This window comes from Parapedobacter deserti, assembly GCF_042646065.1.
Classification (GTDB): Bacteria; Bacteroidota; Bacteroidia; order Sphingobacteriales; family Sphingobacteriaceae; genus Parapedobacter; species Parapedobacter deserti.
In genome coordinates this window covers 102,923-122,076 of the sequence record NZ_JBHRTA010000038.1, presented here as the reverse complement: position 1 = coordinate 122,076, position 19,154 = coordinate 102,923, and the positions used below count along the sequence as shown (strand labels likewise).

The 19,154-nt window shown below is 48.5% G+C and carries 18 protein-coding genes; 7 read left to right on the top strand and 11 right to left on the bottom strand.

Going from position 1 to position 19,154, the window contains the following annotated elements; translation table 11 throughout:
* Nucleotides 1-44: 44 nt before the first annotated feature.
* The 6 genes from ACFOET_RS13290 to ACFOET_RS13265 all read right to left on the bottom strand — a co-directional run bounded on the left by ACFOET_RS13290 (nt 45) and on the right by ACFOET_RS13265 (nt 6,568).
* On the bottom strand, nt 45-1,823 hold the full coding sequence (locus ACFOET_RS13290) for a DUF885 family protein (RefSeq protein WP_379023426.1): 1,779 nt from the start codon (nt 1,821-1,823) through the stop codon (nt 45-47).
* 162 nt (nt 1,824-1,985) lie between these two features.
* Nucleotides 1,986-2,924 (bottom strand): bifunctional Delta(1)-pyrroline-2-carboxylate/Delta(1)-piperideine-2-carboxylate reductase, encoded by a 939-nt coding sequence (gene lhpI / locus ACFOET_RS13285; protein WP_379023424.1) that lies wholly within the window; start codon nt 2,922-2,924, stop codon nt 1,986-1,988.
* 89 nt (nt 2,925-3,013) lie between these two features.
* Nucleotides 3,014-4,156, bottom strand: a complete 1,143-nt coding sequence (locus tag ACFOET_RS13280) for an acyl-CoA dehydrogenase (protein ID WP_379023422.1) — start codon at nt 4,154-4,156, stop codon at nt 3,014-3,016.
* A gap of 269 nt (nt 4,157-4,425) precedes the next feature.
* A complete protein-coding gene (locus ACFOET_RS13275; protein ID WP_379023420.1) occupies nt 4,426-4,806 on the bottom strand; it encodes a VOC family protein in 381 nt (126 codons plus the stop codon).
* A 154-nt stretch (nt 4,807-4,960) separates the two neighbouring features.
* Nucleotides 4,961-5,782: an AraC family transcriptional regulator gene (locus ACFOET_RS13270; RefSeq protein ID WP_379023418.1), complete on the bottom strand. Its 822-nt coding sequence runs from the start codon at nt 5,780-5,782 to the stop codon at nt 4,961-4,963.
* Nucleotides 5,783-5,818: 36 nt separating this feature from the next.
* The gene (locus ACFOET_RS13265) at nt 5,819-6,568 is read right to left on the bottom strand and encodes an EcsC family protein (RefSeq protein ID WP_379023416.1); all 750 of its coding nucleotides are present in this window, start codon (nt 6,566-6,568) and stop codon (nt 5,819-5,821) included.
* A gap of 105 nt (nt 6,569-6,673) precedes the next feature.
* Between ACFOET_RS13265 and ACFOET_RS13260 the strand changes: the two genes are divergently transcribed.
* A complete protein-coding gene (locus tag ACFOET_RS13260) occupies nt 6,674-7,309 on the top strand; it encodes a peroxiredoxin (RefSeq protein ID WP_379023414.1) in 636 nt (211 codons plus the stop codon).
* Nucleotides 7,310-7,390: 81 nt separating this feature from the next.
* Here ACFOET_RS13260 and ACFOET_RS13255 read toward each other — a convergent pair whose 3' ends face one another.
* Nucleotides 7,391-8,491 carry a trypsin-like peptidase domain-containing protein gene (locus tag ACFOET_RS13255; protein ID WP_379023412.1) on the bottom strand — a complete coding sequence of 367 codons (1,101 nt, stop codon included), beginning with the start codon at nt 8,489-8,491 and terminating at the stop codon, nt 7,391-7,393.
* Between the two features lie 7 nt (nt 8,492-8,498).
* Entirely contained in the window at nt 8,499-9,077 is a 579-nt protein-coding gene (locus ACFOET_RS13250) for an RNA polymerase sigma factor (RefSeq protein ID WP_379023410.1), read from the bottom strand.
* Nucleotides 9,078-9,193: 116 nt separating this feature from the next.
* On the opposite strand from ACFOET_RS13250, the gene ACFOET_RS13245 reads away from it, so the two are divergent.
* Together ACFOET_RS13245 and ACFOET_RS13240 are read left to right on the top strand one after the other, a co-directional pair.
* Nucleotides 9,194-10,168, top strand: coding sequence for a polyprenyl synthetase family protein (locus ACFOET_RS13245; RefSeq protein ID WP_379023408.1), 975 nt, complete (start codon nt 9,194-9,196; stop codon nt 10,166-10,168).
* Nucleotides 10,169-10,490: 322 nt separating this feature from the next.
* On the top strand, nt 10,491-11,294 hold the full coding sequence (locus ACFOET_RS13240) for an amidohydrolase (protein ID WP_379023406.1): 804 nt from the start codon (nt 10,491-10,493) through the stop codon (nt 11,292-11,294).
* Here the strand turns inward: ACFOET_RS13240 and ACFOET_RS13235 are convergent, their stop codons facing one another.
* A complete protein-coding gene (locus ACFOET_RS13235) occupies nt 11,295-11,807 on the bottom strand; it encodes a hypothetical protein (RefSeq protein ID WP_379023404.1) in 513 nt (170 codons plus the stop codon). It abuts the gene before it with no gap.
* A gap of 69 nt (nt 11,808-11,876) precedes the next feature.
* Between ACFOET_RS13235 and ACFOET_RS13230 the strand changes: the two genes are divergently transcribed.
* The 4 genes from ACFOET_RS13230 (at nt 11,877) to ACFOET_RS13215 (ending at nt 15,398) form a co-directional block, all read left to right on the top strand.
* Nucleotides 11,877-12,374, top strand: coding sequence for an RNA polymerase sigma factor (locus ACFOET_RS13230; protein WP_379023402.1), 498 nt, complete (start codon nt 11,877-11,879; stop codon nt 12,372-12,374).
* Nucleotides 12,361-12,963 carry a hypothetical protein gene (locus ACFOET_RS13225; protein ID WP_379023400.1) on the top strand — a complete coding sequence of 201 codons (603 nt, stop codon included), beginning with the start codon at nt 12,361-12,363 and terminating at the stop codon, nt 12,961-12,963. Before ACFOET_RS13230 ends, ACFOET_RS13225 begins: the two co-directional genes overlap by 14 nt.
* 1,501 nt (nt 12,964-14,464) lie before the next feature.
* The gene (locus tag ACFOET_RS13220) at nt 14,465-14,857 is read left to right on the top strand and encodes a hypothetical protein (RefSeq protein WP_379023398.1); all 393 of its coding nucleotides are present in this window, start codon (nt 14,465-14,467) and stop codon (nt 14,855-14,857) included.
* Nucleotides 14,858-14,975: 118 nt separating this feature from the next.
* Complete coding sequence (locus ACFOET_RS13215; RefSeq protein WP_379023396.1) at nt 14,976-15,398, top strand: hypothetical protein; 423 nt, start codon at nt 14,976-14,978, stop codon at nt 15,396-15,398.
* A 541-nt stretch (nt 15,399-15,939) separates the two neighbouring features.
* On the opposite strand, the gene ACFOET_RS13210 is transcribed toward ACFOET_RS13215, so the two are convergent.
* Entirely contained in the window at nt 15,940-16,701 is a 762-nt protein-coding gene (locus ACFOET_RS13210) for a Rossmann-like and DUF2520 domain-containing protein (RefSeq protein ID WP_379023394.1), read from the bottom strand.
* The gene (gene ccsA / locus ACFOET_RS13205; protein WP_379023391.1) at nt 16,701-19,151 is read right to left on the bottom strand and encodes a cytochrome c biogenesis protein CcsA; all 2,451 of its coding nucleotides are present in this window, start codon (nt 19,149-19,151) and stop codon (nt 16,701-16,703) included. The genes ACFOET_RS13210 and ccsA overlap by 1 nt, the downstream gene beginning before the upstream one ends.
* Nucleotides 19,152-19,154: the final 3 nt, after the last annotated feature.

Genomic DNA, 19,154 nt, shown 5'->3' with positions numbered 1-19,154 from the left:
TTGCCTCCAGGGGCTTTATTTATCGTCAGATTCATGGTAGTTGTTCAGTTGTCAAACGCATAAAACCTCCAACTGCTTTGGAAATCGCGGTTCAGCTTTTGGTTAGTCAGCGTAGCACGGAGCAGTTCAATGGGCAGGTAATTTTCTTTGATAATCTGATCATGAAACTCCTTATAGGTCATCTTGCCGGTATCAACCAGTTCTTTTTTCAGGCTCCAGACCTGTAATCCACCGGTGAGATAAGCAAGTTGGTATAGTGGGCCGTAGTTAGCCTCAAACGAGCGCTTGACTTCACCGTGTGCCGTCGACGGTTCATGCCCAACGCGGTCCACGAGGTAGTCGACGCACTGCTGCGGTGTCCATTTGCCCAAATGGTAATTGATGGAAAAGGTAATTCGTGCACAGCGGTGCATCCGCCAAAACAGCATACCGATCCGTTCTTCCGGAGTTTTAGCAAATCCGAGATCGTACAGCAGCAGTTCCCAATAGAGCGTCCACCCCTCCGTCCAAAACGGTGTACGAAATGCCTCGGCCCGATAGGGCTTGTAGCGACTATTCATGAAGTACTGGAAGTGGTGACCAGGCACCAATTCGTGCTGCACGGTACCCCGTGAAAAATAAGGATTGTTGCCTCGCATACTCATCAGCTTCCGGTCATGGCTCATCGTGTTGGTCGGATAGGAAACCATGATGTTGCGTCCGCCGAGGAAAAACGGGCTAACTAACTGCTGCTCGGGTGACATCATAAACATGCCCCAAGTTTCTTCGGAAAGCGGAGGCATGGTTACCAAATCCTTTCCTTTGATGAAATCATTCGCGTCTTTATACAGTTCAATGATCAACTCAGGTTGTTTTCCCGGTGGTACATAGCTATTTTTAACCTTTTCCTGCGCCGCTTTCCAGTCATCACCGAAACCCATCTCACGCGAGGCCTTCAGCAGTTCCGCTTCGCACCACGCAAATTCTTGGTCCGCCAGTTTGAGCAATTCCTCTGGAGTATAAGGAATCATATCATCACGAAGCGCTTTGACAAACGCTTCCCGGCCTATTGGCCTTCCGCCAATATTACTGCCGTCGTCAAACGGCTTGGCGTCACTTTTACTTAAAATAAGCTTCCCGTAGCGTTCAAGTGCCGTGTCCAATGCGTTGTACGGTTCGGGCACCCACCACGTGAATAGGGGGTCGTACCCATTGTAAAAATCGAAAGCGTTTTTGAGGCGTGCCTTCAGATCCAGCACCGCGCTGGATGCGTAGTCAGCCAACGCGGCATCCAGCGCATCTTCCTTTGTTAACAGCGCCTGGGCTTCAGTCAATTGCTGGAGCGCTCCATGCAGCGAATTTGCTACCGCTTCGCCATCTACCGAAGTACCCTTCCGCCTCAACCGTTCGAATGCATAAATGGAATCGGCAAATGGCATCCATCGGACAACCTTTTGGTAATCGACCTTTTCGGCAGCCAGCGTTTCTTCACTCCGCTCGATTTTACGTTTCAGCAGGATGTAGTCCACTTGCCCGTGTATACTGAACCGGTCGAAATCCAGTGTTTTCAGCTTATCAAGGTATTCCTTATTTAGCCGCCTCAACCGGTCCAATTGTTCCGGCGAATGTACATATGCAGCGCCTCTTCCTTGAACGGAAGCCATTGGTCCGTAAAAGTACTCGACCGCCCGCGTATCCTGACCGTATTGGACCACCAAGCCCGAAACCTCGCTGGCCTGTTCATAAAGACTGGCTAAATGATTGTTTTGCTGAGCCTGTGCCGTTACAGGCCCGGTGATGGCAAGGATCGATGCAGCAATCGCAGTTCGCAAATAATGTTTCATATCAAATAATTACCTCTCCGAATCAAATGCAAAAGGTTTCTAACGGGGTTTAGGCAAATATAAAGCAAGATACACCACGAAAGGTAGTCAGATATTAACATTTCATGCCCCAGATTTGCGCACGCTTGTAACATCATTAGGACAAAATAAACCTTTACCTTTTCAACCGCGCACCGACTCATACACCAGCAGGGCGGCTGCCAGATCTTCCACGGCGAGTCCTGCCGATTTGAAAAGGGTTATTTCTCCGGGATCTGTTCTGCCAGGATGTACACCCTTGACCAACTCGGCGATATCGGCTTGCACCTCCGCGGGGTCAAGCACCCCCTGGGCAATGGGGATAGCCAACTCTCCCGTTTCGTGGAGCGCTCCTTCCCGCGAATCCACAAAGATGGTGCTTCTCCTGATAGCTTCGTCATCGACCTCCCTGGTGTTGGGCGTATGCGAACCGATGAGGTCGAGGTGGGTACCCGGCTTCAGCCATTCCCCACGGATAAGCGGCGACGGAGATAATGTAGCGCAGGCAATCACATCCGCATCACGAGCTGCTTTTTCGAGGTCGCGTTCGATCTCCACCCGGTGACCCAAGGTGGCCAGATGCGCTGCAAAGTCCTGCGAATTAGCGGCATGGCGCGTCCATATCGATATCCGACGGTATGACCGCATCACGGTGTGTGCTTGAACCAAGTGCTGCGCCACCTTTCCTCCTCCTACGATCAGCAAGGACTCTGCATCTTTTGGGGCCAAAAACGATGCCGCCAGTGCAGACGTACAGGCCGTACGCCGCGCGGTTAGCTGCGCAGCATTCAGCTGTGCCAGCGGCTGTCCGGTAACGGCGTCCATCAACATATAATGCGCATGAATGGCGGGAAGCCCTTTCTCTCCGTTTGCCGGCGCAACAACTACTTGCTTAATGCCCAAGTAGCGATCGTTCCATACGGGCATCAAAATTACCGTGTTTTCAACAGATTCAACCGTCTTATAAAAATGATGGTGCCGCACCGGCATGGTATATGTCGAACAAAACATGTCTCGTAACGCTTCTATCAGCCGGTCATAAGCCAATGCATCTGCTACTTGGTCATTACCAATCGTAATCATTGTTGATGATAATATGTTTGTGAAATTAGCTGCTAATTCTCATTTGAACGCGCGGAACACGTTCGCTGCGCGAAAACCTGCGACCGGGCTCAATCTTTCAACAGCTCCCGGGAAATCACCAGCCGCTGTATTTCCGAAGTTCCCTCGTAGATCTGGGTGATCTTTGCATCACGCATCAGACGCTCTACATGGTACTCCTTCACGTAGCCATAGCCGCCATGTATCTGCACCGCCTCAACGGTAGTTTTCATGGCTACGTCAGCGGCATACAATTTTGCCATGGACGCTGCTTGGGCATACGGTTGGCCGTTGTCTTTAAGCCATGCTGCCTTCAGGCAAAGCAGCCTTGCCGCTTCGATCTGCGTGGCCATATCAGCCAGCTTGAATTGAATGGCCTGGTGCTGCGCAATGATTTTGCCGAAAGTTCGGCGCTCTTTCGCATAGTTCAGCGCAAGTTCATACGCTCCCGAAGCAATGCCCAGGGCCTGCGCCGCAATACCGATCCGCCCGCCTTCGAGCGTCTTCATTGCAAACTTGAATCCGAAACCGTCCTGGCCGATCCGGTTTTCTTTGGGCACCTTCACGTCGTTAAAATGAAGCGAATGGGTATCCGAACCCCGGATACCCAACTTATTTTCTTTAGGCCCTATCGAAAAGCCTTCCATTCCTTTTTCGACGATGAGTGCATTGATACCACTATGTCCTTTTTCCGGATACGTTTGCGCGATAACAAGGTAAGTGGACGCCGTACTTCCGTTGGTTATCCAGTTTTTGGTGCCGTTTAGCAGGTAATGGTCTCCCCTGTCCTCTGCTGTGGTCCGCTGAGATGTCGCATCCGATCCTGCCTCAGGCTCCGAAAGGCAGAATGCCCCGATTTGCTCTCCCGCCGCCAACGGCTTTAGATAGTTGTGCTTCTGCTCCTCCGTACCATATTTTTCAATGCCATAGCACACCAATGAATTGTTGACAGACACCACCACCGAAGCTGATGCATCTATTTTTGACAATTCTTCCATGACCACTACGTACGATACGGTATCCAGCCCCGCTCCATTGTACGCGGGGTCGACCATCATCCCCAGAAAGCCCAATTCGCCCAGTTTCTTGATTTGTGCCGCGGGAAATTCCTGATGCTCATCGCGCTCGATAACGCCCGGTTTCAATGCATTTTGGGCAAAATCACGGGCAGCATCCCGGATCATTCGGTGTTCTTCGGTGAGTTCAAATATCATAATTTGCAGGTTTTTTTAATTGCCGTCCGTTGGAAACGGATGCATCGCCTACGTAAGCAAAGATAGAGAAAAACACTATGCAAGCATAGTGTTTTGCCGAAAACTCAGCTACACATACGGTGTACTGCCATCAAAGCTCTACGTTTCAGCGTATTCAACTACCTGCTGTAACTAGTTGACCCCGAAGAGCTCGTCTGTTGTAAAGCTGCCAGCAATTAAATCGTAGAATCTTTCATACCGAACGGGTCAATTCAGCCTATCCGCTAGTTTTACTGCGCCGTTCCTGAATAAGTAACGATATCGATCCCAACGCCGTTGGGATCTACAATGGCAAAGTGCCTGTCACCCCATGGTTCGTCCCTTAAGTCAATTTTTATGGGGACACCTTTCGCTTTTACCGCTTCATATAACTCATCCACGTTCTCTACTTCGATGGTGAGGTAGACACCCTGACCGCCAAATGCCGACCGGAATAACGGTTGCTGCGTAGGGTGGTCAGGCAATAAAAAGCTGATTTCCGCGGTGCGTCCGGGTGTATGTAATAGGAGATAAAACTCATTTTCGAACGTTACTCCAAATCCCAGCGTTTCGGTGTAGAAAGCCTTGCTTTCAGCCAATTTTTCGGTGATGATTCCTGCATTTAGTTTCATATTCTGTCGTGTTTTAATGGTTTCAGTTTGTGCGCTTGCAATGCCAACGCAGCAAAGAACAGCAAGCCAGGTGAACAAATAGTGCATAACGAATTGTTTTTGTTATGCAAAGTTGCACGAAGCAAGTTCCCTAAGATTGTAAAAACCGGACAACTTACCGCCCAAAGGCTCGGCTTGGTGTCACCCCGTAGAGGCTTTTGAACGCTTTAATAAAGTGCGCCTGATCGTAATACCCCGCATCATAAAACAGTTTATTCTCCCGGAGACTGTGGGTTGATGGCTTGGCGCGGAGGATATTTTGGAAACGCACTATTTTCGAGAACGTTTTTGCCGTATCGCCAATATAGTATTCGAAAAGTCTCCGTAGCTGTCGCGGGCTGATACCGCTATCAATGTCCTTTTCTATAGTTAAAACGCCCGATTTCTGCATGATCGTGGCTATGGCACCGTATAGACGGGGGTCATGGTTAAAATCGGTGCGGGCGATATGTCGAAGGAAATAGTCATCCAGCTGTTGCCGAATAGCACTGGTTGGCAAACCTGGAACAAACCGCTCGGCGACAAACCGAGCTGTGGAAGGAATGACAGCCTCCAAGTCTTCGGTGCGGTTGCTTAGCGACGATGCATCGATCTTGAACAACTGAGGGAACATCGTAGGCAGAAACCGAACACCGACATAGTTAAACACACTGTCCAATTCGAATTCTGTGTACTGCTTACAGAAGCCCATTACGAAGCTTTTCTCAGGTCGATCTGCCTCGAAGAAGATATCGATGCAACCGTCCGCGACTACACGGTAAAGGAATGGATTTTCCAGCGGCACGCTTGTTTTGAGCTGCCAATAGCAGTGAATAAAAGGTTGCAGCCGATGATCAGGCAGCATTTCCAGGTAAGCGACTGATCCACCCGACTGCCGCACAGTGGGCTGTACCGGCTTGTATCCCGCTCGTATGACTGCTAACGTATCCAGATTCATTGGCTTTGCAGTAATGTAATAATAATACTCAGCTACCTATTTCTCGTTCAGCAACCTCATCCGGTAACAATTCATGACAGCGGTCCCCAGCTGCTGCACCAGCCGGTAGTTGACCACCGCACCGACAGCTGCACCGATGACCGGTATTAACTGTGCCATTTTGGCCAGATCAATATAGTCGCGGTATTCCAGCTGAAATGTGCGCCAATCAAAACTATCGATATCATCGGGCAGCCTTTCCGCATATGCCTCCCAATGACGCAACCGATCGTATACTTCGGCCCGATGTTTATGGCTCGAAAAGGCCAACTGGAATACGGTAAGCAAAAAAAGTCGTTCTTTATATTCCCCTACATCATAACCGTAGATCGCAGCAATATCAAACAACATTTTCATCTTGATGGCCAATAAAGCAGGGAAATCTGCCATCCCCATCAGGATGCCCCCCGCCCCGGTGACCGCACCCTCTAACGATGCCGTTTTTTTATACGTCTCGATAAGCCTCTTCACGTACGCCTCACGCAGCTGAAAACTGCTGTACTCCTTTGGCTGCGATGTCGTATATCCTGCCCCGAAAAGTACGGCCTTTACCATCTTTTCAATAGTGAATGTAATTGCCTGGTGAACTTTCTCGGGAATCAGGTTATTGAGTTTCGTCTGTATGTTCTTAGCCCAGACATTACCGAGTGGCTGCTTTCCCGTCATCTTACGCTGCCAGAACGCAAGCTCGATCATTACCCTTTTTCGATAGAAGGGTGAAATTTCCCCAAACGATTCTCCTTCCATACTGTTTTAGATGTAAGCGTACAACATTTTGTTACAGAATTTGGAATTTTCTAAAAATCTACTAAATTTGTAGATTAAACAGGTCACATAAAGGAGGAACTAAATATGAGTCTACGATTGGGTGATACCGCGCCAAATTTTAAAGCGGTGACGACAATAGGAGAAATTGATTTCTATGACTACACGGAAGGTAGCTGGGTCGTGCTATTCTCGCATCCCGCCGACTACACGCCGGTGTGCACGACAGAATTAGGCCGCACAGCCAATTTGAAGGCGGAGTTCGACAAGCGCAACGTCAAAGTGCTGGCCGTCAGTGTTGACCCGCTGGACCAGCACATCGGGTGGATTAATGATATTAACGAAACGCAGAACTGCGAAGTGGATTTTCCGCTGATTGCGGATGAGGACCGGAAGGTATCCGAACTTTACGATATGATCCATCCAAACGCGTCTGCTACGGCTACAGTACGATCGGTATTCATTATCGGACCGGACCGGAAGATTAAGCTTACGCTTACCTATCCCGCTTCGACAGGCCGCAACTTCATAGAAATCATCAGGGTTATCGATTCTTTGCAGCTTACGGACAACTATAGTGTGGCCACACCAGCCGATTGGAAACATGGAGACGACGTGATCGTTGTTCCGGCGATCCCGACAGAAGAAATCCCGTCCAAATTTCCCAAAGGTCATAAGGTCATTAAACCGTACCTGCGCACCACCCCCCAGCCAAATTTATAACGTGATAAATGGCAAAACGGACATATAAAAAAAGCGGTTGATCTGAAAAGCGTCAACCGCTTTCCGTTATTTCACACCGTCCTAAAAAACCTTGACCATATAAACATAGTCTTGAATCCGCTTTACTTGCTCCGTGCGGGTTAGCCCATTCAGCATATTTTTTTTGTTGATGACCAGCTTGTTCTCCAGCGAATCAGGCGGTATTGCCGAAATCGATTTTAAAAGCGCCTCGGTTTTAATGGCAAATGAAACGCCGTCAATTCCCGTCTGTTTACCACTGATGATGCCAATGACCTGCCCCCGGCTGTCTACGACAGGGCCCCCGCTGTTGCCGGGGTTGACCGGAATGGACAGCTGATAGGCTGTGGTATCACCAGCATAGCCGGTACGTGAACTTAAATACCCCTGCCCATACACAATCTCATCGCGGGGGAATCCGATGGTGTACACATCCTCTCCAAGGTCTGAAGCGGTTTCCTTGAACGTATATGGAATGCTTTTCAACGCCTGGAAGGCGCTATCGGTGATACGCAACATAGCTAGATCATGTGTAGGGTCGATGTAAATCACATCTGCCCGATATGAATGGCCTTTGGTATTTTGCAGGTGTACGGAGTCTGCACCTTTCACAACGTGGTAGTTGGTCACCACGTAACCATTTGAAGCGACCAAAAATCCCGTGGCACCGAAATGGCTCGCTGCCCCACCTTTCTGCTTTTCGTTGATGTTTCGGATTACCGCATTCTGGGCATTTACATTTCTTTTCACTGTGTTCATGTCCCTCCGCAAGGCGCTGTAGTTAGACGTCGTCTTTTCTATGGTTTGGTAATATCCTGACAGCCACAGTGTGGAGAATACTGCAACGATGGCGACGCTCGCCGCAACCAGCGAATTGATTTTGAATCGGTTCCATAATGCAACAATCAAGGGTTGTTGTTGTGTTTCCCCCGCTCGAACCGGCCTATCATGGTATGCTGCCGCCACGGATGATAACGTCTCTTTGAATGCTGCCCGGTCGGCCTGGTGCCTTAGCTGCTCTAAAAACAACCGATGCTGCTCCAATTGTTCAGCGGCAATCGGATCCGTTTCGCAATAGTTTTCGAAAGCCGACCGTTCGGCTGCGTTCATTTCGCCGCTCAAATACCTGTCGGCTTGTGTCATAAATTCCCGCTCGTTCATCATTTCTGCGTCACTTATTCGTCGCTGTAAAAAACAATTTTTTCAATCGTTGGAGACACTTATATTTCTGGTTTTTGGCGTTGTCCGCATTAGTGTATCCGAATTTGTTGCAAATGTCCTGCATGGACAAGTTCAATATGTAAAAGTCATGTATGATGGTCCGACATGGTTCTCCCAGCTTATCCAATGCCTGCTCCATCAATGACAGTTGCAGGTCTATCTCAAGGTGCCTGGTCAGATCGTCCTCTACAGAAATGACTTCCTCATAACTGCTAACATCATGCAACGTACGAACATTACTGCCCAGCTGTTTGAGCCAAAGCCGACGGCACACGGAATAAATATAGGTCTTTAGCCCACTGCTCAGCTTGAAATCACCCTGCCTAACCTTTTCATACAGTACGATCACCGCCTCCTGAAAAATATCTTTCGCCTCGTCTTCTGTACCGTTATTCTGCGTGACCATGCGCAAAGCCATCGGAAAATAATCCCTGTAAAGCCTTGCCAAAACCCCGGCATCGCCAAGCGCGATACCCTTGATGGTTCTAAGGTCTGCTTCCGGTACGGGAGATTTATGCAACTCGCTCACTTGTTAATACGCTTATACCCCAAATGGTAACCCATATACTTCGTCAAACCTACTACATTTTTTTTGATAATTTAGTGGTCGCAAACCCTATATTAGCGGCAAATTTACGCAACGCCATGCACGATACCACAACATTGCAGCAACGGATAGTTCAAGGCCTGAACGAGATTGATATACCTGATTCCCCGGAGAACCTTTATGCCCCCATTCAGTATATGCTGCAAATCGGCGGTAAGCGTATCCGTCCATTGCTTACATTGATGGCGGCCGACCTGTTTTCCATTGACGAGATAGACAAGGCGCTGCCCGCAGCCCTGGCGGTTGAGCTGTTCCACAACTTCTCATTGATGCATGACGACATCATGGACAACGCCCCCTTGCGACGCGGTCAACAGACCGTACATGAAAAATGGAATCCCAACGTGGCCATTCTTTCCGGCGACAACCTGCTCGTCATGGCGTACGCACAACTGGCAAAATGCCCTGCCGACAAGCTTGCCGGGCTCCTGGGAGCATTCAATACTATGGCAACCGAAGTATGCGAGGGACAGCAACTGGATATGGATTTTGAACGCAGGGAATCGGTCGGCATCGACGATTACCTGCAGATGATCCGGCTGAAAACCTCCGTTTTACTCGGCACCGCCTTAAAGATGGGAGCCATACTCGGCCATGCGGATGAAAACGACGCACAGCTGCTCTACGACTTCGGCGTCAATGTGGGCATCGCCTTCCAGTTGCAGGACGATATCCTAGACGTATACGGCGACCCTGCGCAATTCGGCAAACAGCGGGGCGGGGACATCCTCGCCAACAAAAAAACACTTCTACTGCTGAAAACACTTGAAATTGCCGACAGGGATACCATAACTGTGTTGAACCACTGGTTCCACGACGACAGTAACCCTGAAAAAAAGGTCCACGAAATGACATCAATCTACGACAAGCTCGGTATCAGAAAACTAGCTGAAGCTACCAAGCAAGCGTATGCTGAACATTCCTTTCGCGCCCTGGAACGCATTCGCGTGCATGCAAGCCGTAAAGCGCCACTCCAAACGTTAGCCCACGCCTTGCTCACACGTACGCACTAAGCACCACACCACTTCCTGTAAACCAAAATTAAGGACCATTTGCTAATCGTTTGTCCGATCTATTAGAAGGTAACAGGGATCTTATAGGGATTTCATAGGGAGATCATAGGGGCGAACACCTATGATATTGCTTTAATATACCTGTTATATAAGTAGTAAATTACTATAGTATGAAGAACGGTTGCCATGTTGGAGCAAATAAAAGGGAAGGAAACTGGCAACATAATTGCAGCGGATGGGCTGCCATTTTGTTTTTGTTAATTTTTTGCTACCTTGTGCGTTTGCATACCACAGGTAAACGGACACACCATAGCTCACTATTATGGATGCATTAAAGATCACAACGTTTCAAGCATACCTTTTCTGGGAAAACATCGAAAAAAACCTAAGCAACTTAGCACTCAGGCTGTCGGCCATACGCGAGAAAACCGACCTGATCGTATTGCCGGAGATGTTCAACACGGGTTTCACGATGAATGTCGAGAAGTGTGCCGAAAAAACGGATGGCCGAACCATGCACTGGATGCTAGAAATTGCTCAGAAATACGACTGTGTGGTGGCAGGCAGTCTCATTATTGAAGAGGAGGGCCGGTATTTTAACCGGTTTGTCTGGATGACCAATAGTGGCGACTATGTCAAGTACGACAAGCGACACCTCTTCGGCATGGCCAAAGAGGACACTGTATTCACACCGGGCACGCAGCGTGTTATTGTAGACCTAAACGGTTGGAAGATCTGCCCGATGATCTGCTACGACCTCCGTTTCCCCGTGTGGTCACGAAACCTCAACGGCGCATACGACATACTGCTGTACGTGGCCAACTGGCCAGATAAACGTTCAGCGCATTGGCGGAGCCTTATTCCCGCAAGAGCCATCGAGAACCAAGCCTTCGTCATCGGCGTAAACCGTGTCGGACACGACGGAAACGAAATTTATTACTCCGGAGGTTCCATGTGCATCTCACCTGTCGGCGATGTTGTTTATTATAAGCCCGAGTATGAAGACTTGTACACGTTTACAATATACCGAAAGGATTTGGAGGATACCCGCCAAGGCCTGCCTTTTTTAAAGGATATGGATGAATTTAGTCTGACAGTAAAATCGCAAATCACAAGACTAAGCTAATTACTGGTATGGCCGTTCAAGAATTGCAGATTTGATGACCGCATCACGCAGGTCAAAGTCAATATTGTCGGATGCGGCAATGGTAGTCACCCCTTCGTCCACTTCCAAGCGTTGGATCGTCCGTTGTTGTCTGCTTTGGCGTAAACGCCCAAACTTTTCTGCATCCAATACGCCGGAGTAGCGTCCAAATCGTTCAGAAAGGGAGCCTGGATGGGATTCGCTGCCCGGCGGGCGGTGACTTGAAGTCGGTACTCGTGACGTGGTTATTGGCGGACGTTGTTCAGCCGGTGACGATCGGCGCTCGGGCTCCGGAAGTCGATGGCCGGGATACGGAAGCCCCGGATCACTCATCGGTGGCTGCTGGTCAACAAACGGCCGTTGTGCATTATCCTCAGGCAAGGGAGGCTGTCCCAGATTTCTTTTCCGGGCTTTTTCCTGCTCCTTTTGAAAATTGGCGTACGCCTGAAATGCGAAAACCAAAAGAGCGATCAATATCGGAATAAATGTTTCCATCGGTATAAAGATAACGTTTTTCTGTAACATATTGGCATCAAGTACGTCAAAAGCATGTAACTGCCGTCCATGAGAGACCAACGACAACTGTTTCAGAAACTGTTTGAAGACAACTCCAAAAGGGTGTACCACCTTTGTTATGGGTATACCGGAGACAGTGACTCGGCAAACGACCTCATGCAGGAAACCTTTATTAAGGTGTGGCAAAACCTCGATAAATTCCGCAACGAGTCACAGTTTTCAACCTGGATCTACCGCATAGCCGTGAACACCTGCCTCTCGTACCTTCGCACTGTAAAACGTCGCGCGACGGACGAGCTCAACGACAGCATCATTGAAAATTTTGCCGAAGAGCCTTCGGAAAAGCAGGAGCAGATTGCCTTATTGTATAAATCCATCGCACAGCTGGAAGAAAATGAACGGATCATTATTACTTTGGTACTGGACGAGGTGCCGTATCCAGAGATCGCCGAAATTGCCGGTATCTCCGAAGGCAATCTTCGGGTAAAAATTCACCGGATAAAACACAAGCTAACAGAAATATACAACAGCAATGAAAGGGTTTGATGAGATACAACAGCTTTGGCAGAGGCAGGAGCCGGAGCCAAACGTTAGCTTCGATGCGGTTTTGAGACGCGTTAAGACAAACCGGGCGTCACTTGCCAAGAAACTGTTTTGGCAAAGTGTATCGGTAGCCGTAGCTATCCTGGTTTTGCTCTGGATGTTCATCGCAGTCGATTTTTCGACATGGACCACTTATCTCGCGTTAGCGATCATGATTGGTTGTATCAGTTACTATTTATTTACGCAGTGGAAAGACTACCGCAATATCAGCAATAGCGCCCAGTTGCTGTCCAAACCACAAGACTACATCAATTACCTGAAAACGTTCCAGCAAAAGCGCAATCGCTTCAACACCCGCAACTATGCGGTTTATGAAGCGTGCATAGCTGTCGCATTTGCACTCTACGGCATTGAAATGTATTTTGCCTTGCCTTTCTGGACATTTGCTGGCGCGGTCATCTTCATCATTTTCTGGTTTCTCATCTGTCACTTTGTCTTCATGAAACAGTACATCCACAATGAAAATACACGCATACAGGAAATGATCGATAATCTAGAACGGATAAAGGGGCAGTTTAGGGATGACCGGTAACATTCCATTCCTGATGAAATGCAAAGGCAGCGTATATCGGAGCGCTAATACCTGCACCGAAAAAGCAATAATCGGATAAAACCTCCCCCTCGCAGCTCCCGGAACCCCAAAAAATTTCCTGAAATAGTTGCAGAATCAAAACCATTCAACTAATTTTATAGTTAATTATAAGATTAACTAAAGCATATTGTATCGTTAGCCGTCAAGGCTCACGAAAAATCTAATCAAAATTTCATCGATGACAGCACGGAGCTTAATGGCTTTATTCATACTCACGGAAACAAATTGCGGCCCAAATGGCAAAAGACAACAATTGGAACGTGATGGCCAAACGCAGGAGTCGCTCGTAAGATGGCTCGCTTGAACTGATCAACTCGAAATGGAGCGCCCTTGGATTTTCGTACAAGTTGGTCCACGGATATGGAAAGACCTTGCCAAGTGTTAATACATAATATGCTGGCCAACAATACCGGCGCATAGATCCGGGCCTTGGGGGTTAATGGTTGGCTCCCTCCTTTAACCCCTAAAAAAGGAAAAGTCCTGAAATGGGATATTCATTTCAGGACGTTGGTGCAACTACAAGCTGCATAATCGTTACGGAACGCTATTAAAGGTTTGATTATAGATTTCGGTGATCCGCTGCCAGCATTACCGGGAGATTCAATTGAGTTTTCAGTAGATAGAACCAATGCTTGCGGTGTCAATAGTGAACCTTTTAATTTTCAATACCAGGGCCCGTCTATATAGTATATGTAGTATCCAATACCGAGAAATCGGGCTTTACGGCAACTAACAAAAAGACATAAGCTTCCTATTGACCGCAATTGTTTTGCCTCAATGTGAATACAATTGGCCGGGTGGGTTATAACTCCATCCGAAGCAGTTTGGGATGACCGGTTTCGGCGGCTCATTTCAATGATAAAGGATTCGAGGTTAGTCCTATAACGGATTTCGCGAAAACAATTGACAATATCATTTCGAGATACCTGACATATCCATCGATTCCAAAAGCGCGGGGAAAGAAACTGACATATCATGTAAACGGTGAAAACACCGAATGCATAGCCTGGGAAAAAGGCTGGGGCACGGTGTATTTTGGTATTGAAACCACCTGGCTGGGAGAATTTAAGTTTCCTATAGAACCGGAAAAACAAAGTACTTGCATCACAGGATGGTGGCCGGTCAGGTATCTCCCGGTGTATTTAAGAAAACCGTCAAAAAAATGTTGTTTGATTTCAAAGCGCAAATGAAAACACTGATAATAGAGGTTTTCGATTAAAAAACCCCGCCTTTCGACGGAGCCGCCCCTAATGAGGTTAAGGGGCGATCAACCTAAACCTACACAAATATAAATATTATTTCTAATGTTGCCCAACCTTAACCTGCCCGCGCGGCGAGCGCCCTGCGGAGCAACATCGATCACACATTTTATTTATTTAAAAATATTTACTTCTTTTGTTAAGAGTCAGTCATTAAGGCAATTTGTTTTTACCTTGTAAATATGAAAAAAAAATTAATTCCATTCCTATACGTTGCCTTATTTGGAATACTTTCACTCGTGTCGTGCAAAAAGAAAGTTTCTGATGCCGGTGAAAAACGGATTAAGGAACAATCAACCATTGATATAGGACTGAAGATACCCGAACTTAGGGATACAAGGAACGACACCGTCGGGGTGGCGCTTTATCCCAGCGCTATGCCGTATTTCATCGATGCCGGTTTGGTACAAAGCGAGGACAATATCAGATTGATAAAACAGGCTATGAAAAGCAGCCTTCCGGTTCGGGTAAAGGTTTATGAGGATAACCAGCATGAAATAGCGATTATCAGTCCTGCCACCGACGATGACATTGCAAGACACCGTGAATCACAAAAGAGTAGAATCTTTAATTAATTACCGATGCCTACACGAATATATCGATTTTTTCCGACAGCCCTGTTACTGTCAGTACTGGCCATCGGCTGCCAAAAAACGGAAATCAAAGACGACCCCTGACCCCTGTGCCGGGCTTATGAACGAAGGCCCACTAAGGCAGGTAGGTGTGTTATTCGTCGATAAGGAAAATGGCGAAAACCTAATAAATACGAATGATCCGGACGCGTCGAATATACAGGTAACGAGCGCCAAGACGGGAGAGCCATATAAAAGCTGGGACATTGTTTTTCAACCTGAAAGTCCAAATCCGTTGAATGGAGTGGTCCGACTTAATGGTATCCCTGAAACCGCAGGTGATTATTCATACAATATACAACTTGGTGAAATCGGTAGCGTTAAATTTTCTCTAACCGTAAGTAAAAAAGAAAACGAAACCGAAGCACCCTGTAGCCGCCCATATTACTTTCCAATCACTGATATTAAAATCGAGGATCACCCGTTTGAGGAATTTAAACACAATGGTATAACCATTCCCGAAGTACTTGTGGTTGAATTTTGATCAAGAAAACACAGGAAGGTTATGAAATTCGACGGACAGCTGAATGATTAGGGGTGACCAATAGCCTTCGTCCAAATCCTGCCTGAGCGTCCAGACCGTCAGACATAAATCTTTAGGTACCAAAACAGCGAACAGTCATCATTTGGTATTCCAAAACTGTCCGGAAGGGCGTTATTTCTACTCCATAACCATACCAAGGGTATTGAAGAACGCCCGTTCCTTATTGAAAACGGTGAGCAGATATGGTGGTAAAACAGTTGGATTGATCCGGCCGGTCGGAATTGGCGCAAGGGGAAACGTTGAAGGGAAATGGCAGTGATAGCGACAAAGCATCAAATTCTCCATAAACTCCCGCTGAAAGTGGACGAAATCAAAACTCCGGCAGGCAAAGCCTGCACCCTATACTGGCTTCTACAGAGACGATAAAACGAAGCGATCCGTGCTATCAAGCTTCAGAGTGAGAACCTACAGAAGTAGAACGTGCATTGGAGGAATAAAATTAAGGCTTTTGGATGAATATTTGGCATATCTCCATTAGTTTTTATCTTCCCCGAACCTGATCACTGATTAGCTCATAAAGCTCCGCCAACTCGGGCTGGTCTTTCAACAGTGCTAAATGCTTCTGCATCGTACCCATATCATTGCGTACTGCAGGTCCGGTCTGTACATCCTTAGGACGATACTGCATCACCTTTTCTGCTGTCTCAAGGATAAGCGGCCGGATGAGCTCAAAATCAAGTCCATGTTCGCGCAGAATATCCGCACCAATGGCGTACAAATGATTAGTAAAATTGCAGGCAAATACAGCTGCCACATGCAAGGCAAGACGCTGGCGGGAATCACACGGGAAGACCCGATTGGATAGGCTGCCGGCCAACGTGGCCAACTGTTGGTACGTCGCATCATCGGACGCCTCAGCCGCTACCGGAATTAGAGAAAAATCAACCGGCTTTGCCTTGGAAAAGGTTTGTACGGGGTACACGACACCATACCGCTCAGCGTGTTCTGCTAACACCTCCATAGCTACACTTCCGGCTGTATGAACAACGATACTCTTCGACGATGTGGGCAACTGGGCGGCAACCTGCGCGATGGCATCATCCTTTACGGCAATGATATAAACGTCAGCAACAGACTCGACGGCCGCGAGGTCGTCAATTGCACGGGCATTTATGGTGTCGCCTAATACCGTTGCATGCGTTATTGTTGGACTGTACACCTGCACCACCCGGTGACCTGAACTCACCAGTGCCCGCCCCATGTGCGTAGCCACATTGCCGCTGCCCAGCAATACGATGTCCATCAGCTTTTTGCCGGTTTGATTTCCTTGTTGCGCCGCAGGATGGAGAGGAAGAAGCCGATGGTCATGACGATTGCGCCGCACCAGAAGAAATTGATATAAGGAAACTTAATGGCTTTGAATACCACCCATTTCTTTTCGGGCACAGGCTTTTGATAGACCATCACTTCCAGCTTATCTTTCTGCGGCATGATGTTGCTGAACCGGAGCCTTAGGCCTTGCTCGTCCACGTCTTTAAACAAGTCAAATGTGGTGCCCCCGCGAATCAAGAATACCGGTTCGGCCTGATATGTTTCTCCGCTTACCGCGTGTACTTTCAGTTTCAATCCGACAATCACATCGTCATCCTTACGTGGTATGTTCTGCACAGTGGCGTCGCGGTTGATGCCTTCAACCACAATATATCCGTTGCGGTAGCGCAACGTATCGCCGATATTGGCTTCGTAGACCGCCGGCTCCTCGTAAGCTTCGAAACCGGTCTGCTCGTCTCCGGTTTGGGTCTGCTGATGTACATCAGACATGGCGGCGGTGATGAGCGTATAGATGTCATGTGTGAGGTAATGCCTCGTATCCGGTGTACCGATGAGCCCTCCCATCTGCGGATTGTGCTGTGCGAAAGGCCGCAGCTGGAAGCTTTCGGTGACCCTGCCGGTTTCTTCGTCGATCTTCTCGTAGTTGATTTTATAGTACACATTGGGAGGTGCCACGCTGTCGCCCACATAGGTGATCCGGTAGTCGCCCATCTGCACGGGTTCATCCTGTGTCAGGAACAGGTTGTCTCCCGGCTCTTCCACCTGATCGAAGCCAGCTACAGCTATGTAGTTGCTGCTGTTGACAGAAATCACCTCGTTGGTGGCGGCGGCTACCAAGGCTCCGATAAGGAGCAGGCCGAAGCCGATGTGCGCCACCGCCGACCCGGTAAGCTTCCATTTACCCCGCACGGCCTCACCCAGTATCCTGCCGTTTGCCACGATAGCATATGCCGCTGAAAATACCAACAGGATATACATGAAGTTGGTATATACCTTGGTGAAGTAAACCACAGGAGCGGTGATTAGCGCCGCCACCACCAGCGATGCCAACGCCGCAGAATAGAACTTCCTGACATCCGTGCGTTTGTACTTCATGAACTGCGCGAATGCCGAAAGCAGGCCGACCACCACGGCAAATCCGGCCTGCCATTTGTTGTAATGCTGTATAGGGTCTAACGGTGGGGCCACCTTGGTGCCGAATATGGCATTGAACACCGGGATGGAGGTGGAAGCGATGATCTGCACGCAGGCAACCGAAAGAACCAAGGCACCGATAAATAACCAGAATTCGCGGGAATAAATATCCTCCTCTTTTTGCGTCGCCGGCATTTCCTTCTTGCGGACAACCAGCAGATAGACCATGATCACCAAGAAGATGACATTGAAAAGTACCAGCTGCCAGTACAAGCCCAGGTCGGTAAACGAATGCACGGATGTTTCGCCAAGTACGCCACTCCGGGTGAGGAAAGAAGCATAGATCACCAGCACGAAGCTCACCATTGCGAGAAAGGTGGCGGTAAAGTAAGAGTGTCCCGAATTCTTGTAAGCCACCATCACGTGTACAGCGGCGATAAGCGTAAACCACGGAATGATGGATGCGTTTTCCACCGGATCCCAAGCCCAGAACCCGCCGAAATTGAGGGCCTCATATGCCCAGAAAGAGCCCATGATGATGCCGGCGCCTAAAGTCATCACCGCAAACAGCGCCCAGGGCAAGCCCGACACTATCCACTCCTTATAACGGCGCTGCCACAGCCCCGCCGCCGCATAGGCGAAAGGAACGATCATCGCAGCAAACCCAAGAAAAAGGGTAGGCGGGTGGATAACCATCCAATAATTCTGCAGCAGCGGATTCAACCCCCGCCCGTCGGCAATCATCCCTAAGTAGTTCGGTTCCGAAAATATGGGGTCAGTCATTGCTTCCCGCAGCAGGATAAAAGGCGAGCTCCCCACGCGCTCACCGAAAATTTCCACGCCGATGAGCATCGAGGCCAACACCGTCTGGCATAGCATGACCACAGCCATCACCGGACCTTCCCAGCTCTTCGCTCTGAATACCAAGAAAACCGACAATACAGCCTGCCAGAACATCCACAGCCAAAAGCTTCCCTCCTGCCCCTCCCAGAAACTGGAAATGATGAAGTGCGTAGGTAGCGCTCGGGAGGAATGCGACCAAGCGTAATGGTATTCAAACAAATGATTGTAAATGATGTAGTAAAGGCAGGTGCCAATACCCACTACGGCTATAATATTGACCCAAAATGAAGCACGGGCAATTTTATGCCAGGCACGGTCTTCGTGGTGTTTAGCAGCGAAATAATAGCTGACACACGACAACAATGCGGCACCAAAGGAAAGTACAACAAAAAACTGGCCTATCTTCCCTGGTAAAAGGCTTTCGCCTACATAGTTTATATCCATCTA

Excerpts from the sequence above, each read along its gene's own strand:
- ACFOET_RS13290 (WP_379023426.1), bottom strand. The coding sequence starts at position 1,823 with ATGAAACATTATTTGCGAACTGCGATTGCTGCATCGATCCTTGCCATC.
- lhpI (WP_379023424.1), bottom strand. The coding sequence starts at position 2,924 with ATGATTACGATTGGTAATGACCAAGTAGCAGATGCATTGGCTTATGAC.
- ACFOET_RS13280 (WP_379023422.1), bottom strand. The coding sequence starts at position 4,156 with ATGATATTTGAACTCACCGAAGAACACCGAATGATCCGGGATGCTGCC.
- ACFOET_RS13275 (WP_379023420.1), bottom strand. The coding sequence starts at position 4,806 with ATGAAACTAAATGCAGGAATCATCACCGAAAAATTGGCTGAAAGCAAG.
- ACFOET_RS13270 (WP_379023418.1), bottom strand. The coding sequence starts at position 5,782 with ATGAATCTGGATACGTTAGCAGTCATACGAGCGGGATACAAGCCGGTA.
- ACFOET_RS13265 (WP_379023416.1), bottom strand. The coding sequence starts at position 6,568 with ATGGAAGGAGAATCGTTTGGGGAAATTTCACCCTTCTATCGAAAAAGG.
- ACFOET_RS13260 (WP_379023414.1), top strand. The coding sequence starts at position 6,674 with ATGAGTCTACGATTGGGTGATACCGCGCCAAATTTTAAAGCGGTGACG.
- ACFOET_RS13255 (WP_379023412.1), bottom strand. The coding sequence starts at position 8,491 with ATGATGAACGAGCGGGAATTTATGACACAAGCCGACAGGTATTTGAGC.
- ACFOET_RS13245 (WP_379023408.1), top strand. The coding sequence starts at position 9,194 with ATGCACGATACCACAACATTGCAGCAACGGATAGTTCAAGGCCTGAAC.
- ACFOET_RS13240 (WP_379023406.1), top strand. The coding sequence starts at position 10,491 with ATGGATGCATTAAAGATCACAACGTTTCAAGCATACCTTTTCTGGGAA.
- ACFOET_RS13235 (WP_379023404.1), bottom strand. The coding sequence starts at position 11,807 with ATGGAAACATTTATTCCGATATTGATCGCTCTTTTGGTTTTCGCATTT.
- ACFOET_RS13230 (WP_379023402.1), top strand. The coding sequence starts at position 11,877 with ATGAGAGACCAACGACAACTGTTTCAGAAACTGTTTGAAGACAACTCC.
- ACFOET_RS13225 (WP_379023400.1), top strand. The coding sequence starts at position 12,361 with ATGAAAGGGTTTGATGAGATACAACAGCTTTGGCAGAGGCAGGAGCCG.
- ACFOET_RS13220 (WP_379023398.1), top strand. The coding sequence starts at position 14,465 with ATGAAAAAAAAATTAATTCCATTCCTATACGTTGCCTTATTTGGAATA.
- ACFOET_RS13215 (WP_379023396.1), top strand. The coding sequence starts at position 14,976 with ATGAACGAAGGCCCACTAAGGCAGGTAGGTGTGTTATTCGTCGATAAG.
- ACFOET_RS13210 (WP_379023394.1), bottom strand. The coding sequence starts at position 16,701 with ATGGACATCGTATTGCTGGGCAGCGGCAATGTGGCTACGCACATGGGG.
- ccsA (WP_379023391.1), bottom strand. The coding sequence starts at position 19,151 with ATGGATATAAACTATGTAGGCGAAAGCCTTTTACCAGGGAAGATAGGC.